The organism is Pseudomonas sp. Ag1 (genome assembly GCF_000278565.1).
Lineage (GTDB): Bacteria > Pseudomonadota > Gammaproteobacteria > Pseudomonadales > Pseudomonadaceae > Aquipseudomonas.
Window position 1 is genome coordinate 1 of the sequence record NZ_AKVH01000110.1, and the last position, 15,778, is coordinate 15,778.

Here is a 15,778-nt window from a genome sequence, read left to right on the forward strand (position 1 = left end):
GCCGGATCCAGCGGCTTGTTCAGCTCGGCATGTAACCACTGCTGCAACTCACGATCGTTATCCAGCTTCACAAACTCCCCTTCGATCAACGCCCGCTCACGCTCATCCACATGCCCGTCAGCCTTGGCCGCAGCCACCAGCGCCTTCAAAATCCCCTGGCTGTGCTGCTCGACCTGGGCCGGCGGCAACCGATCAATGGTCTGCGGCTCCCCTTGAGGCGCACTCGCCTGCTGCGCCTGCCAATTACTGTAGGCCTTGTAGGCAATCACCCCCAAAGCAGCCAACCCGCCATAGGTCAGCGCCTTGCCGCCAAACTTGCGGGCTTTCTTGTTGCCCAGCAACAGACCCATGGCGCCGGCCGCGAGGGCCCCACCACCGGCACCGCCAAGCAAGCTACCCAACCCGCCGCCACCCAGCAGTCCGCCAAGGGCACCCTTGTCATCTGACTTGCGCTGCCCGCCAGCCTTGTTCTGCAACATGTCCTGGCCGGATTTGAGCAGTTGATCGAGCAATCCACGGGTATTCATTCACAACCTCCAGAAACTCAAGTTCACAGGACCAATAGGCCCCCAGCGTAAAACTAAGTGCCAAAAACCCCCGATCTAGAGTGCTTCCAGATGTAACGCACTTACCCCTCAATTAAAACGATATACACTCGAACAAATCTATAAAAACACCCCACTGGTAATTCCAGCATGATGACCTTGCGTCAGATCCGTCACTTCATCGCCGTGGCCGAGACCGGTTCGATCTCCGCCGCTGCCCAGACCGCCTTCATCTCCCAGTCCACCCTGACCCTGGCGATCCAGCAACTGGAACAGGAAATCGGCGTCAACCTGTTCAACCGCCACGCCAAGGGCATGACCCTGACCCACCAGGGCCACCAGTTCCTGCGCCAGGCGCACCTCATCCTCGCCACCGTCGACAACGCCAAGCGCAGCCTGCAACAGAGCACCGACCAGGTGGCCGGGCAGTTGATCATCGGCGTGACCAGCCTGGTCGCCGGCTACTACCTGGCGGACTTGCTTACCCGCTTCCAGCGCGCCTACCCCAATGTCGAGATCCGCGTGATGGAGGACGAACGCCCCTACATCGAACACCTGCTGGTCAGCGGTGAAATCGACGTCGGCGTGCTGATCCTCTCCAACCTCGAAGACCGCCACGCCCTGCAAACCGAAGTGCTCACCCACTCGCCCCACCGTTTATGGCTGCCGGCCCAGCACCCGCTGCTGGAACACGACAGCATCAACCTGGCGGAAGTAGCGCGCGAGCCGCTGATTCAGCTGAACGTCGATGAAATGGGCCACAACGCCCAGCGCATGTGGACCGGCGCCGGGCTGCAACCCCGCGTCACCTTGCGCACCGCCTCGACGGAAGCCGTGCGAAGCCTGGTCGCCGCCGGCCTGGGCGTGTCGATCCAGCCGGACATGACCTACCGCCCCTGGTCCCTGGAAGGCGACATCATCGAGGCCCGGCCGATTGCCGACCTCAGCCAGACCCTCGACGTGGGCCTGGCCTGGCGCCGGGGCACGGCGCGCCCGGCGCTGGTGGACCCATTCCTGACGGTGGCCCGCGAACAGCCCCACCCACGCAAGCCATCTATTTAATCGAATGCTGCTTTCAGTATTTAGTATTTGTTGACCTCGCGCCTGACCTCTAGTCTCTGCTCATCCCATAAGAGAAGGTCAGGCGCCTCGCACGAGAACAGCCATGACCACACAAGAAAAGAGATCGCGAAAAATGTCTGGCGCGCCCACACCGCTGCTCACTGCGTTGCTGATCGACGGCGAACTGGTCCCGGGCCAGGGGTTTGTCGAGCCGATCATCAACCCGGCCACCGGTGAAATCCTCACCCATATCGCCGAAGCCAGTACCGAGCAGGTCGAAGCCGCAATCCTCGCCGCCCACCGGGCCTTTGCCGGTTGGTCGCGGACCACGCCCCAGCAGCGTTCGAACATTCTCCTGGGCATCGCCGAGACAATCGAAAAACAAGCCGACTATCTCGCCCGCCTGGAATCGCTGAATTGCGGCAAGCCGCTGCACCTGGCACGTCAGGACGATTTGAGCGCAACCGTCGATGTGTTCCGTTTCTTCGCCGGCGCCGTGCGCTGCCAGACCGGGCAACTGAGCGGTGAATACCTGCCGGGCTACACCAGCATGGTGCGTCGCGATCCGATTGGCGTGGTGGCCTCCATTGCGCCGTGGAATTACCCGCTGATGATGGCCGCCTGGAAAATCGCCCCGGCCCTGGCGGCCGGTAATACCCTGGTGTTCAAGCCGTCGGAACATACTCCGCTGTCGATCCTGGCCCTGGCGCCCGTACTGAGCCAGTTGTTGCCGCGCGGGGTGATCAACATCCTGTGTGGCGGCGGCGAAGGGGTCGGCAGCCATTTGGTCAGCCACCCGAAGGTGCGCATGGTCTCGTTGACCGGCGATATCGTCACCGGGCAGAAGATCCTCCAGGCCGCCTCCAAGACACTCAAGCGCACGCACCTGGAGCTGGGCGGCAAGGCCCCGGTGATCGTGTGCAACGACGCCGACCTGCAAGCCGTGGTCGAAGGCGTGCGCGCCTACGGTTACTACAACGCCGGCCAGGACTGCACCGCCGCGTGCCGCATCTACGCCCAGGCCGGCATCCACGACAAATTGGTGGCCGAGCTCGGCGCCGCCGTCAGCAGCCTGCGGTTTGCCGGCAAGCGCGATGCCGACAACGAACTCGGCCCGCTGATCAGCACCCGCCAGCGCGACCGCGTCGCCAGTTTCGTCGAACGCGCCCTCGGCCAGCCGCATATCGAACGCATCACCGGCGCCGCCGTGCATTCCGGTGCTGGCTTCTTCTACCAGCCAACCTTGCTGGCCGGTTGTAAACAGAATGATGAAATCGTGCAGCGCGAAGTGTTCGGCCCGGTGGTCACCGTGACCCGCTTCGACGAGCTGGAACAGGCGGTGGACTGGGCCAACGACTCGGAATACGGCCTGGCCTCCTCCGTGTGGACCCAGAATCTGGACAAGGCGATGCAAGTGGCGTCGCGCCTGCAATACGGCTGCACCTGGATCAACAGTCATTTCATGCTGGTCAGCGAAATGCCCCACGGCGGCTTGAAGCGCTCGGGGTATGGCAAAGATCTGTCCAGCGATTCGCTACAGGACTACAGCGTGGTGCGGCACATCATGGCGCGCCACGGCCAGCATCTTTAAAACAACAACGACGCTCACGCACCACCTGCTGCAAAAACTGCCCCGACCATAATTAAAGAAGAGGGAACCCCCATGTCTGCGCACAAGACCGCACTGCTCAGTGCCCTGACCACCGCGCTGCTGGCCAGTGTCAGCATCCAGGCCGCCGAACCGCTGAAGGCGGTGGGTGCCGGTGAAGGCCAGTTGGATATCGTCGCCTGGCCCGGCTATATCGAACGTGGCGAAAGCGACAAGAACTACGACTGGGTCACCGGTTTCGAGAAAGAGACCGGCTGCAAGGTCAACGTCAAGACCGCCGCCACCTCCGACGAGATGGTGAGCTTGATGGCCAAGGGCGGCTACGACCTGGTCACCGCATCCGGCGATGCCTCGCTGCGGTTGATCGTCGGCAAGCGCGTACAGCCGATCAACACCTCGCTGATTCCCAACTGGAAGAACATCGACCCGCGCCTGAAAGATGCGCCGTGGTACGTGGTCGGCCAGCAAACGTACGGCACGCCGTACCAGTGGGGCCCGAACGTGTTGATGTACAACACCAACGTGTTCAAGACCGCGCCCACCAGCTGGAACGTAGTGTTCGATGCGCAGAACCTGCCGGACGGCAAGCCGAACAAAGGCCGCGTGCAGGCCTATGACGGCCCGATCTACATCGCCGATGCGGCGCTGTACCTCAAGGCCACCAAGCCGGAACTGGGCATCCAGAGCCCGTACGAGCTGACCGAAACCCAGTACAAGGCCGTGCTCGACCTGTTGCGCGCTCAGCAGCCGTTGATCCACCGCTACTGGCATGACACCACCGTGCAAATGAGCGACTTCAAGAACGAAGGCGTGGTGGCCTCCAGCGCATGGCCGTATCAGGTCAACGGCCTGGTGAACGAGAAACAGCCGATTGCCTCGACCATTCCGAAGGAAGGCGCCACCGGCTGGGCGGATACCACCATGCTGCACACCGATGCCAAGCACCCGAACTGCGCCTACAAGTGGATGGACTGGTCGCTGCAGCCGAAGGTCCAGGGTGATGTGGCCTCGTGGTTCGGTTCGTTGCCGGCGGTTCCCGCGGCGTGCAAGGAAAGCGAACTGCTGGGCGCCGAGGGTTGCAAGACCAACGGTTTCGACCAGTTCGAGAAGATCGCCTTCTGGAAAACCCCGCAGGCTGAAGGCGGCAAGTTCGTGCCGTACAGCCGCTGGACCCAGGATTACATCGCGATCATGGGCGGGCGCTAAGCACTCCCTAGTTGATCGTTCCCACGCTCCGCGTGGGAATGCCTCCTGTGACGCTCCGCGTCACGACTTTAAGGGCGGACGCGGAGCGTCCAGCGCTGCATTCCCACGCAGAGCGTGGGAACGATCACCTCTACCTCCGATTTAATTTTTACAAGACGCGCCTTTTTGGAGCACCGCACCATGACGCTTGCAGTCCAATTCACCCACGTTTCCCGTCAGTTCGGCGAAGTGAAAGCCGTTGACCGGGTTTCCATCGATATCCAGGACGGCGAGTTCTTTTCCATGCTCGGCCCTTCCGGCTCGGGCAAGACCACGTGCCTGCGCCTGATCGCCGGGTTCGAGCAACCCAGTGCCGGCTCCATCCGCATCCACGGTGAGGAAGCCGCCGGCTTGCCGCCGTATCAGCGCGACGTGAACACTGTGTTCCAGGATTACGCGCTGTTCCCCCACATGAACGTGCGCGACAACGTGGCCTACGGCCTGAAAGTCAAAGGCGTGGGCAAGACCGAACGCCTCAACCGCGCCGAAGAAGCGCTGGGCATGGTCGCCCTCGGCGGTTACGGCGACCGCAAGCCGGTGCAACTCTCCGGCGGCCAGCGTCAACGTGTGGCCCTGGCCCGCGCACTGGTCAATCGTCCGCGCGTATTGCTGCTGGATGAGCCCCTCGGCGCTCTCGACCTGAAGCTGCGCGAACAGATGCAAAGCGAGCTGAAGAAACTGCAACGCCAACTTGGCATCACCTTCATCTTCGTCACCCACGACCAGACCGAAGCACTGTCGATGTCCGACCGTGTGGCCGTATTCAACAAGGGCCGCATCGAACAGGTCGACACTCCGCGCAACCTGTACATGAAGCCCGCCACCACCTTCGTCGCGGAATTCGTCGGCACCTCCAACGTGATTCGCGGCGAATTGGCGCAACGCTTGAGCGGTAACCCGCAGCCGTTCTCGATCCGCCCGGAACACGTGCGTTTCGCCGAAGGCCCGCTGGGCAGCGGCGAGGTGGAAGTCAGCGGCCTGCTGCATGACATCCAGTACCAGGGCAGCGCCACCCGCTACGAACTGAAACTGGAAAACGGCCAGGCCCTGAACATCAGCCAGGCCAACAACCAATGGCTGGACACCACCGCCGGGCATCAAGTCGGCCAGTCCATCACCGCGCGCTGGGCGCGGGAAGCCATGACGCCGTTGACCGACATCGCAGGCGAGGTGTGACATGAGCCTGGCCCTGTCCCAACCCCCGATGCGCAGGTTTTCCAACCTGCTGTACAAGAAGCCCAACCTGTACCTGTCGCTGCTGCTGGTGCCGCCGCTGATCTGGTTCGGCGCGATCTATTTGGGTTCGCTGCTGACCTTGCTGTGGCAAGGCTTCTATACGTTCGATGACTTCACCATGGCGGTCACCCCGGACCTGACCCTGGCCAACTTTGCCGCGCTGTTCCAGCCGTCGAACTTCGACATCATCGTGCGCACCTTGAGCATGGCGGTGGTGGTGTCCATCGCCAGTGCCATCGTCGCGTTCCCGATCGCCTACTACATGGCGCGCTACACCACCGGCAAGACCAAGGCGTTTTTCTACATCGCGGTGATGATGCCGATGTGGGCCAGCTACATCGTCAAGGCCTACGCCTGGACCCTGCTGCTGGCCAAGGGCGGCGTGGCGCAGTGGTTCGTGCAGCACCTGGGCCTGGAGCCGGCGCTGCAATTCATCATGGGCATTCCCGGCGTGGGCGGCAGCACCTTGAGCACCTCGCACCTGGGGCGGTTCATGGTGTTTGTGTACATCTGGCTGCCGTTCATGATTCTGCCGATCCAGGCCTCGCTGGAGCGTTTGCCGCCATCGTTGCTGCAGGCCTCGGCAGACCTCGGCGCCAAGCCGCGCCAGACCTTCATGCAGGTGATTCTGCCGCTGTCGGTGCCGGGGATTGCGGCGGGTTCGATCTTTACGTTCTCGCTGACCCTGGGCGACTTCATCGTGCCGCAACTGGTGGGCCCGCCGGGTTACTTCGTCGGCGGCATGGTGTACGCGCAACAAGGCGCTATCGGCAACATGCCCATGGCCGCGGCGTTCACCCTGGTGCCGATCGTGCTGATCGCGGTTTACCTGTCCATCGTCAAACGTCTGGGGGCCTTCGATGCACTCTGAAAAAGCCTCACTCAGTCTAAAAATCGCGGCCTGGGGCGGGTTGGTTTTCCTGCACTTCCCGATCCTGATCATCTTCCTCTACGCCTTCAACACCGAAGAGGCGGCGTTCAGCTTTCCACCCCAGGGCTTCACCCTGAAGTGGTTCAGCGTGGCCTTCTCGCGGCCGGACGTATTGGAAGCGATCAAGCTGTCGCTGCAAATCGCGGCCATCGCCACGCTGATTGCGATGGTGCTCGGCACCCTGGCCTCGGCGGCGTTGTATCGCCGGGAGTTCTTCGGCAAGCAAGGCATCTCGCTGATGCTGATCCTGCCGATTGCACTGCCGGGGATCATCACCGGTATCGCGTTGCTGGCGACCTTCAAGACCCTGGGGATTGAGCCGGGGATGTTCACCATCATCGTCGGCCACGCGACCTTCTGCGTGGTGATCGTCTACAACAACGTGATCGCCCGTTTGCGCCGCACTTCCCACAGCCTGATCGAAGCCTCGATGGACCTGGGCGCCGACGGCTGGCAGACCTTCCGCTACATCATCATGCCCAACCTCGGCTCGGCGTTGCTGGCCGGCGGCATGCTGGCGTTCGCGCTGTCGTTCGACGAAATCATCGTCACCACCTTCACCGCCGGCCACGAGCGCACCTTGCCGCTGTGGCTGCTCAACCAGTTGAGCCGGCCACGGGATGTGCCGGTGACCAACGTGGTGGCGATGCTGGTGATGATCGTGACGATGTTCCCGATCCTGGGTGCCTATTACCTGACCCGCGGCGGCGAAAGCGTGGCCGGTAGTGGCGGTAAATAACTGACAACACATTGCCACTGAAGGAATGAGGTTCAAATGTGGGAGCGGGCTTGCTCGCGAAAGCGGTGTATCAGTCAGGTGATGTATCAACTGAAAGACCGTATTCGCGAGCAAGCCCGCTCCCACACTTGAACCGGTTTCGGCAGGGGAAACGATGCAGCTTTAAGAGGACTGAACCATGCAAACCAAACTGCTGATCAACGGCCATCTGGTCGAAGGCGAAGGCCCGGCGCAGCCGGTGTTCAACCCGGCGTTGGGTCGGGTACTGGTGGAAATCAAGGAAGCCAGCGAAGCCCAGGTCGACGCCGCGGTGCGTGCTGCCGACAGCGCTTTTGAAGGCTGGTCGCAAACGCCACCGAAGGATCGCTCGCTGCTGCTGCTCAAACTCGCCGACGCCATCGAAGCCCACGGCGCAGAGCTGGCAAAGCTTGAGTCGGACAACTGCGGCAAACCCTACAGCGCCGCGCTGAACGACGAGATCCCGGCGGTGGCCGATGTGTTCCGCTTCTTCGCCGGCGCCAGCCGCTGCATGAGCGGTTCGGCCGGCGGCGAGTACCTGCCGGGCCACACCTCGATGATCCGCCGTGACCCGGTGGGCGTAATTGCCTCCATCGCGCCGTGGAACTACCCGCTGATGATGGTCGCCTGGAAAATCGCCCCGGCCCTGGCCGCCGGTAATACCGTGGTGCTCAAGCCTTCGGAACAAACCCCGCTGACCGCGCTGCGCCTGGTGGAACTGGCCGCTGAAATTTTCCCGGCCGGTGTACTCAACCTGGTGTTTGGCCGTGGGCCAACCGTGGGCAGCCCGCTGGTGAATCACCCGAAAGTGCGCATGGTGTCGCTGACGGGTTCGATTGCCACCGGGGCCAATATCATTTCCAGCACTGCCGACAGCGTCAAACGCATGCACATGGAACTGGGCGGCAAGGCGCCGGTGATCATCTTCAACGACGCCGATATCGACGCGGCGGTGGAAGGCATTCGCACCTTCGGCTTCTACAACGCCGGGCAGGATTGCACCGCTGCGTGCCGGATTTATGCACAGGCCGATATCTACGACACGTTCGTCGAAAAGCTCGGCGCGGCGGTTGCCAGCATCAAATACGGTTTGCAGGATGACCCGGCCACCGAGCTGGGCCCGCTGATCACCGCACAGCACCGTGACCGTGTGGCCGGGTTTGTGGAGCGTGCCGTGGCGCAATCCCATATCCGCCTGATCACGGGTGGCAAGGCGGTGGAAGGCAACGGGTTCTTCTTTGAGCCGACCGTATTGGCCGACGCGCAGCAGGACGATGAAATCGTGCGCCGCGAAGTGTTCGGGCCGGTAGTGTCGGTAACCAAATTCAACGACGAGGCCCAGGTATTGGCCTGGGCCAACGATTCGGACTACGGCCTGGCCTCTTCCGTGTGGACCGCCGATGTCGGCCGCGCCCATCGCCTGGCTGCACGGTTGCAGTACGGCTGCACCTGGGTGAACACCCACTTCATGCTGGTCAGCGAAATGCCCCATGGCGGTCAGAAACTGTCCGGCTACGGCAAGGACATGTCCATGTACGGCCTGGAGGACTACACCACCGTTCGCCATGTGATGTTCAAGCACTGACCCTTTACCCCTGTCGAAGCGAGCTCACTGTGGCGAGGGAGCTTGCTCCCGCTGTAGTGCGAGGTGCTCCCAGGTTTTTTGGGGCCGCTACGCAGCCCAGCGGGAGCAAGCTCCCTCGCCACAACAGCCGGCTCCTGCAGGGATCTCATAACAATAAATAATTCGCAGGTTCCCATGGACATCACCCGCCGCGACTTCCTCAACGGCGTCGCTATCACGATTGCCGCCGGTATGACCCCGCTGCAAATCCTCCAGGCCGCTCCCGATGGCCGCTACTACCCGCCCGCCCTCACAGGCTTGCGCGGCAGCCATGTCGGCTCATTCGAAGTTGCCCACCAGATGGGCTGGGAAAAGAAGGCCTTCGACACCGATAAACTGCCGATCACCGAAGACTACGACCTGGTGGTGGTCGGCGGTGGCTTGAGCGGTTTGTCGGCGGCGTGGTTCTACCGTGAGAAGCACCCGAAGGCGAAGATCCTGATCCTGGAGAACCACGACGACTTCGGCGGCCATGCCAAGCGCAATGAGTTCCAGGCCGGTGGCCGGCTGATCATCGGCTACGGCGGCAGCGAAGCGTTCCAGTCACCGAATCATCTTTACAGCAAGGAAGTAAACGGGCTGTTGAAAAAACTCGGGGTGAACATCAAGCGCTTCGAGACCGCCTTCGACCGCCAGTTCTACCCGGGCCTGGGTTTGTCCCGCGGGGTGTTCTTCGACAAGGAAAACTTTGGCGAAGACAAACTGGTGACCGGCGACCCGACGCCGATGGTCGCCGACGACATCGCCCCGGACCAATTGCATGCGCGCTCCATCAGCGACTTCATCAGTGATTTCCCGATGCCGGAAACCGACCGTCAGGCGCTGATTGCCTTGCACGTCGCGCCCAAGGATTACCTGCCGGGCAAGACTGCCGAGGAAAAGGCCGAGTACCTCGCGACCACCAGCTACCGCGATTTCCTGCTCAAGAACGTAGGACTCTCGGAAGGCGCGGTGAAGTACTTCCAAAGCCGCACCAACGACTTCATGGCCTTGAGTATCGACGCGGTGGCGTCGGCTGATGCCTATAGCGTGGGTTTCCCTGGCTTCGGCGGAATGAACCTGGCACCGATCAGCGAAGAAGCCGCCGCAGAAATGGAAGAACCCTACATCTACCACTTCCCCGACGGCAACGCCTCGCTGGCACGCTTGCTGGTGCGCAGCCTGATTCCGGCAGTGGCACCGGGGCACACCATGGATGACATCGTGCTGGCGCCGTTTGACTACGCCAGGCTTGATCAGCCCAGGACGCCGGTGCGGGTGCGTTTGAACAGCACTGCGGTCAGTGTGCGTAACGTCGGTGACGGTGTGCACATCGGCTACAGCCGTGGCGGCCAACTCGCACAGGTACGCGGCAAACGCTGCATCCTGGCCTGCTACAACATGATGATCCCGTACCTGCTGCGGGACCTGCCGGCAGAACAAGCCCAGGCCCTGAGCCAGAACGTGAAGTACCCGCTGGTCTACACCAAAGTGGTGGTGCGCAACTGGACCTCGTTCCAGAAGCTGGGGGTGCACGAGATTTATGCAGCGACCCAGCCTTACAGCCGGATCAAGCTGGATTACCCGGTGAGCATGGGCGGCTACGAGCACCCGCGCGACCCGACGCAGCCGATTGGTTTGCACATGGTGTACGTGCCCACCAGCCCCAACAGCGGCATGAACGGCCGCGACCAGGCCCGCGCCGGGCGGGGCAAGTTGTACGGGCAGACGTTTGAACAACTGGAAGCGCAACTGCGCGACCAACTGCAGCGCATGCTCGGCCCGGGTGGCTTCAACCACCAGACCGACATTCTGGCGATCACTGTCAACCGTTGGTCACACGGCTATGCGACCTTCTCCAACAGCTTGTTTGACGATGCCGATGAAAGCGAAAAACTGAAGGACCTGGCGCGCCAGCCGGTGGGACATGTGAGCATCGCCAACTCGGATGCCGCATGGAGCGCGTATGCCCATGCGGCGATTGATGAGGCATATCGAGCGGTAGGCGAAGTGGGCTGATCCCGGCGTTCCTGAAGAGGTTGTCGTGGCGAGGGAGCTTGCTCCCGCTGGGCTGCGCAGCAGCCCCAAACCAGGCGATCGAGATATCCCTGAAGGATCTCGATCGCCTGAGCTGGGGTCGCTTCGCGCCCCAACGGGAGCAAGCTCCCTCGCCACACGGTTTCCACAGAAACGTCTTGTTTCATATGCAGCGCCATCAACCCGCCATCAATCATTTTTCCTTGCGCACCGAACCGCTTAAGCTATTTGGCATCTGTTTAATGTCCGTTGCGTTTGGCCGAAGGCATGTCCGAACCGTTTTCCTTGATCCAGCACGTGCCAGGAACGGCGCGGGATTGTTCACGACAGGTTGTATTTATGCACCGCAGGAATTTGCTCAAAGCGTCCATGGCCATCGCGGCTTACACCGGTCTGTCGGCCAGTGGCCTGCTGGCCGCCCAGGCCTGGGCGGGCAACCGCGCCGCTGATGGCGAGGCCCAGGCCTTCGATTTCGAGGCCCTGAAGATCCAGGCCAAGCAGTTGGCAAGCAATCGCTACCAGGACACCAAGCAGGTATTGCCGCCGACCCTGGCGACCATGACCCCGCAGAATTTCAACGCCATCGGCTACGACGGCAAGCATTCGCTGTGGAAAGAATTGAACGGCCAACTGGACGTGCAGTTCTTCCACGTCGGCATGGGCTTCAAGACGCCGGTGCGCATGTACAGCGTCGACCCGAAAACCCGCCAGGCCCGCGAGGTGCACTTCCGCCCTTCGCTGTTCAACTATGAAAAAACCACGGTAGACACCAAGCAGTTGACCGGCGACCTGGGTTTCTCCGGCTTCAAGCTGTTCAAGGCCCCGGAACTGGACCGCCACGACGTGCTGTCCTTCCTCGGCGCCAGCTACTTCCGTGCGGTGGATTCCACCGGCCAGTACGGCCTTTCCGCACGCGGCCTGGCCATCGACACCTACGCGAAAAAGCGCGAGGAATTCCCGGACTTCACCAAGTTCTGGTTCGAAACCCCGGACAAGGACAGCACCCGCTTCGTGGTCTACGCCCTGCTGGATTCGCCGAGCGCCACTGGTGCCTATCGCTTCGATATCGACTGCCAGGCCAACCAGGTGGTAATGGCCATCGACGCCCATATCAATGCGCGTACCGCCATCGAGCAACTGGGCATCGCACCGATGACCAGCATGTTCAGCTGCGGCACCGTTGAGCGGCGGATGTGCGACACCATTCACCCGCAAATCCACGACTCGGATCGCCTGGCCATGTGGCGCGGCAATGGCGAGTGGATCTGCCGCCCGCTGAACAACCCGGCTACCCTGCAATTCAACGCGTTTGCCGACACCGACCCGAAAGGCTTCGGCCTGGTGCAGACCGATCATGAGTTCGCCAGCTATCAGGACACGGTGGACTGGTACAGCAAACGCCCAAGCCTGTGGGTAGAACCTACTACTGCGTGGGGTGAAGGCTCTATCGATCTGCTGGAAATTCCTACAACCGGCGAGACCCTGGACAACATCGTGGCCTTCTGGACCCCGAAGAAGCCCGTCGCTGCCGGCGAATCCCTGAACTACGGCTACAAGCTCTACTGGAGCGCCCTGCCGCCGGTCAGCACGCCACTGGCGCAGGTCAATGCCACCCGTTCGGGCATGGGCGGTTTCACCGAAGGTTGGGCGCCGGGCGAGCACTACCCCGATGTCTGGGCGCGGCGTTTTGCCGTGGACTTCAACGGCGGCGGGCTGGATCGTTTGCCTGAAGGCACCGGGATCGAGCCGGTGGTGACCTGCTCCCATGGTGAGGTCAAAGACTTCAGCGTGTTGGTACTGGATGCCATCAAGGGCTATCGAATTCTGTTTGACTGGTACCCGACCAGCGACAGCGTCGAGCCGGTTGAACTGCGGCTGTTCATCCGCACCCAGGACCGCACTTTGAGCGAAACCTGGCTGTACCAATACTTCCCACCTGCACCAGACAAGCGCAAGTACACCTGATACCGAACGTTCCCACGCTCGCGTGGGAACGCCCCTTCGGGATCTTCAGAACCGCGAAATACTCTTCATCGCCCCGATCAAGTACCGCATCGCCACCTGATCACTCTCGGTCAGGGCGCGGTACTGTTCCAGCAATTGCTCTTCGTCCGAACTCAGGCGCCGGCTGCGCAGCGACATCCTGCGGGCCAGAAAAGACGACAACACCCCCGCTACACCATAGGACTTGGCCATGGACTGTCTCCTCGTATCAATCAACTGCTCCTGGTTGCCCATAACCCCATCCCGCGATGCGACCTGCGAGGATCAACAAGCTGATTTCCTGGGCCAGAAATCATGCTTACCTTAAGCGTAGAAACTATCTTGCCGGGCGTGGGACTTTTTTAGAGTAATCACTTAAAAAAACGCTTGCAGGGCAATGACCTACAGCGTTATCCCACAAGCGGCCGGTACAGGTGGATGTCGTGCGGCTCCTGCTGAAACAGCTCGGGATCCGGCTGCTTGAGCAACCGGCAGCCGAGCCGCAGATAGAACTCCACCGTATTGCGCGATTCCGTGGCCGATACGTACAACGCCTCGGCCCCAGCTGCGCGGGCGTGTTCACAGGCCAGGGCAAACAGCTGGCCACCCAGGCCCAGGCCACGGGCCCCATGGCTCACATGCAGGAATTTGAGCTGGCGCATACGCAGGCCCTGGTTGAGGATAACCCGGTTGTCCAGCACCACGGCCGCCAGCAGCTTCTCATCGTCAAACACTCCGTGCAGCCACCCTCCGCGCTTCAGGCACGCCTGCAAGGCCACGGCATCCTGCTCGGCTTCGCCTTCGGGCCAACCGCGCATGTCGTGGTGCTCGGGGTACAGCAGCAACTCCCCGTGCTCCACGCGATAGCACGCCTCGATCCGTTCGGTACGGTCAATCAGCGCCAGCAACGGCAGGTCCTGTTCGGTCAGGTCACGCTTGATCAACATGCTGTGCTTCCAAGGGTTGATGGTGAACAAGGTTGAAGCCTTCCGCAGGTGTCGGTGCTTCGAAATAGCCGGTGATCAAGTCGAACTGGGCGTCACTGGTTTCGAACGCGTGGGTACCCTCCGCGTTGCGCGCACGCAGGCGTGCCTTGCAGACCTCGTCCGGCACATCCAGGTAGTGCAATTGATGGTCAGCGCCTGCGCCTTCGAACAATGAGCGCATCCAGCGGCGGCTGGCCAGGGTGTTGGCGGGAAAATCCAGCACCACCGAGACGCCGGCCTTGAGCAACGAGATGATATGGGCCGTCAACGCATCGCGCAGGTGGCCGGTGCAGCGCACGTAGTCGCCCAGAGCCTGGATCTGTCCGGGATAAAGGCGTGACAGCCACTCATCCTCGCTGATCAATACCGTCTGTGGGGCTTGCGACAACTGCTGGGTCAGGGTCGATTTACCGGCTGCGATTTTGCCGCAGATCAGGTGCAACATGAGCTTCTCCTTGTGTCGCAGGGCTTGGCCGGTGATCGGCGGGCAATAAAAAACCCGCCGGTTCAAGGGCGGGTTTTTCATGCTTTTCCAGCACGCGTCAGCCCACCCTCTCCTGGAGGGTGGGAATAATCGAGGCGTTCAGTAATAGAGTCATAGTTTCGACATTAGCTTCAGGCGTTTTCCTACGCAAGGTTAATCCCGCAAATCCGACTCATGAATCGGCTGGTCTCGATGCGTAGCCCGCTGATACTGGGCCGGCCAGGTGGCTTTGCGCCCGCCCAGGTCATCGTCGGCATGCAGTGGCCAGTACGGGTCACGCAACAGTTCACGGGCGAGGAAAATGATATCGGCCTGGCAGGTGCGCAGGATGTGCTCGGCCTGGGCGGGCTCGGTAATCATGCCCACGGTGCCGGTGGCGATTCCCGACTCTTTGCGCACACGCTCGGCAAAGCGGGTCTGGTAGCCGGGCCCGGTAGGAATTTCCGCATTGGCCGCGGTGCCACCCGAGGAGACGTCGATCAGGTCGACGCCCAGGTCTTTCAGGCGGCGCGCCAGTTCGACGGTTTCATCCGGGTTCCAGCCGTCCTCGACCCAATCGGTGGCCGAGACCCGTACAAACAGCGGCAGCTCTTGCGGCCAGGCCTCACGCACCGCCGTGGTCACTTGCAGCACCAGGCGGATGCGGTTTTCGAACGAGCCGCCGTACTGGTCCTGGCGCTGGTTGCTCAGGGGCGAAAGAAATTGATGCAACAGGTAGCCATGGGCGGCATGGATTTCCGCCACTTTGAAACCGGCGGTCAACGCGCGCTTGGCGGCAGCGACGAAGTCAGCGATCACTTGCTGGATCTGCCCTTCATCGAGTTGCTTGGGGGAAGTGTGCTGCGGATCGAAGGCAATCGGCGAGGGGCCCACCGGCACCCAGCCGCCATCTTCCGGCTTGACGCTGCCGTGCTTGCCGATCCATGGCCGGTGCGTGCTGGCTTTGCGCCCGGCGTGGGCCAGTTGAATGCCCGCCACCGCGCCCTGGGCATTGATAAAGCGCGTGATGCGTTGCAGCGGTTCGATCTGTTCGTCGTTCCACAGGCCCAGGTCCTGGGCGGTGATGCGGCCATCGGCAGTCACGGCAGTGGCTTCGGTAAAGATCAGCCCGGCGCCACCGACGGCACGGCTGCCGAGGTGCACCAGGTGCCAGTCATTGGCCAGACCATCGACGCTGGAATACTGGCACATCGGCGAAACGGCGATGCGGTTGAGCAGGGTCAGTTGGCGCAGGGTATAGGGTTCAAGCAGCAGACTCATGGGGCACCTCTTTTATGCAGTGGGCAGGCTCCAGGGTTCT

At 61.8% G+C, this 15,778-nt stretch carries 14 protein-coding genes; 9 read left to right on the forward strand and 5 right to left on the reverse strand.

Annotated elements, in window-relative coordinates; genetic code table 11:
- Positions 1-527 (reverse strand): tellurite resistance TerB family protein (locus A462_RS06075; RefSeq protein ID WP_008438215.1); only part of this gene is annotated, 527 nt, incomplete at its 3' end.
- A 168-nt stretch (positions 528-695) separates the two neighbouring features.
- Here A462_RS06075 and A462_RS06070 point away from each other — a divergent pair.
- From A462_RS06070 to A462_RS06030, 9 genes are all read left to right on the forward strand, one after another.
- Positions 696-1,607, forward strand: a complete 912-nt coding sequence (locus A462_RS06070; protein WP_008438216.1) for a LysR family transcriptional regulator — start codon at positions 696-698, stop codon at positions 1,605-1,607.
- A 133-nt stretch (positions 1,608-1,740) separates the two neighbouring features.
- A complete protein-coding gene (locus A462_RS06065; protein WP_003209549.1) occupies positions 1,741-3,198 on the forward strand; it encodes a gamma-aminobutyraldehyde dehydrogenase in 1,458 nt (485 codons plus the stop codon).
- A gap of 72 nt (positions 3,199-3,270) precedes the next feature.
- Positions 3,271-4,422, forward strand: coding sequence for a putative ABC transporter substrate-binding protein YdcS (gene ydcS / locus A462_RS06060; protein WP_003209550.1), 1,152 nt, complete (start codon positions 3,271-3,273; stop codon positions 4,420-4,422).
- Between the two features lie 180 nt (positions 4,423-4,602).
- Positions 4,603-5,637 (forward strand): ABC transporter ATP-binding protein, encoded by a 1,035-nt coding sequence (locus A462_RS06055; RefSeq protein ID WP_003209551.1) that lies wholly within the window; start codon positions 4,603-4,605, stop codon positions 5,635-5,637.
- A gap of 1 nt (position 5,638) precedes the next feature.
- Positions 5,639-6,568 (forward strand): ABC transporter permease, encoded by a 930-nt coding sequence (locus A462_RS06050; protein WP_003209552.1) that lies wholly within the window; start codon positions 5,639-5,641, stop codon positions 6,566-6,568.
- Positions 6,558-7,367, forward strand: a complete 810-nt coding sequence (locus tag A462_RS06045; protein ID WP_003209553.1) for an ABC transporter permease — start codon at positions 6,558-6,560, stop codon at positions 7,365-7,367. The genes A462_RS06050 and A462_RS06045 overlap by 11 nt, the downstream gene beginning before the upstream one ends.
- 178 nt (positions 7,368-7,545) lie before the next feature.
- Positions 7,546-8,970: a gamma-aminobutyraldehyde dehydrogenase gene (locus A462_RS06040; RefSeq protein ID WP_008438218.1), complete on the forward strand. Its 1,425-nt coding sequence runs from the start codon at positions 7,546-7,548 to the stop codon at positions 8,968-8,970.
- 174 nt (positions 8,971-9,144) lie between these two features.
- Entirely contained in the window at positions 9,145-11,007 is a 1,863-nt protein-coding gene (locus tag A462_RS06035) for an NAD(P)-binding protein (protein ID WP_008438220.1), read from the forward strand.
- Between the two features lie 357 nt (positions 11,008-11,364).
- On the forward strand, positions 11,365-12,990 hold the full coding sequence (locus A462_RS06030) for a glucan biosynthesis protein D (protein ID WP_008438223.1): 1,626 nt from the start codon (positions 11,365-11,367) through the stop codon (positions 12,988-12,990).
- Between the two features lie 45 nt (positions 12,991-13,035).
- On the opposite strand, the gene A462_RS06025 is transcribed toward A462_RS06030, so the two are convergent.
- From A462_RS06025 to A462_RS06010, 4 genes are all read right to left on the reverse strand, one after another.
- Positions 13,036-13,221 carry a hypothetical protein gene (locus A462_RS06025; RefSeq protein WP_003209560.1) on the reverse strand — a complete coding sequence of 62 codons (186 nt, stop codon included), beginning with the start codon at positions 13,219-13,221 and terminating at the stop codon, positions 13,036-13,038.
- Positions 13,222-13,418: 197 nt separating this feature from the next.
- Complete coding sequence (locus A462_RS06020; RefSeq protein ID WP_008438225.1) at positions 13,419-13,955, reverse strand: GNAT family N-acetyltransferase; 537 nt, start codon at positions 13,953-13,955, stop codon at positions 13,419-13,421.
- Entirely contained in the window at positions 13,939-14,439 is a 501-nt protein-coding gene (locus tag A462_RS06015; RefSeq protein WP_032899788.1) for an AAA family ATPase, read from the reverse strand. The genes A462_RS06020 and A462_RS06015 overlap by 17 nt, the downstream gene beginning before the upstream one ends.
- Before the next feature lie 192 nt (positions 14,440-14,631).
- Positions 14,632-15,738, reverse strand: coding sequence for an NADH:flavin oxidoreductase/NADH oxidase (locus tag A462_RS06010; RefSeq protein WP_003209564.1), 1,107 nt, complete (start codon positions 15,736-15,738; stop codon positions 14,632-14,634).
- Positions 15,739-15,778 lie beyond the last annotated feature (40 nt).

Bases quoted from the DNA above. Each gene is read 5' to 3' on its own strand.
- A462_RS06070 (WP_008438216.1), top strand. From the start codon at position 696: ATGATGACCTTGCGTCAGATCCGTCACTTCATCGCCGTGGCCGAGACC.
- A462_RS06065 (WP_003209549.1), top strand. From the start codon at position 1,741: ATGTCTGGCGCGCCCACACCGCTGCTCACTGCGTTGCTGATCGACGGC.
- ydcS (WP_003209550.1), top strand. From the start codon at position 3,271: ATGTCTGCGCACAAGACCGCACTGCTCAGTGCCCTGACCACCGCGCTG.
- A462_RS06055 (WP_003209551.1), top strand. From the start codon at position 4,603: ATGACGCTTGCAGTCCAATTCACCCACGTTTCCCGTCAGTTCGGCGAA.
- A462_RS06050 (WP_003209552.1), top strand. From the start codon at position 5,639: ATGAGCCTGGCCCTGTCCCAACCCCCGATGCGCAGGTTTTCCAACCTG.
- A462_RS06045 (WP_003209553.1), top strand. From the start codon at position 6,558: ATGCACTCTGAAAAAGCCTCACTCAGTCTAAAAATCGCGGCCTGGGGC.
- A462_RS06040 (WP_008438218.1), top strand. From the start codon at position 7,546: ATGCAAACCAAACTGCTGATCAACGGCCATCTGGTCGAAGGCGAAGGC.
- A462_RS06035 (WP_008438220.1), top strand. From the start codon at position 9,145: ATGGACATCACCCGCCGCGACTTCCTCAACGGCGTCGCTATCACGATT.
- A462_RS06030 (WP_008438223.1), top strand. From the start codon at position 11,365: ATGCACCGCAGGAATTTGCTCAAAGCGTCCATGGCCATCGCGGCTTAC.
- A462_RS06025 (WP_003209560.1), bottom strand. From the start codon at position 13,221: ATGGCCAAGTCCTATGGTGTAGCGGGGGTGTTGTCGTCTTTTCTGGCC.
- A462_RS06020 (WP_008438225.1), bottom strand. From the start codon at position 13,955: ATGTTGATCAAGCGTGACCTGACCGAACAGGACCTGCCGTTGCTGGCG.
- A462_RS06015 (WP_032899788.1), bottom strand. From the start codon at position 14,439: ATGTTGCACCTGATCTGCGGCAAAATCGCAGCCGGTAAATCGACCCTG.
- A462_RS06010 (WP_003209564.1), bottom strand. From the start codon at position 15,738: ATGAGTCTGCTGCTTGAACCCTATACCCTGCGCCAACTGACCCTGCTC.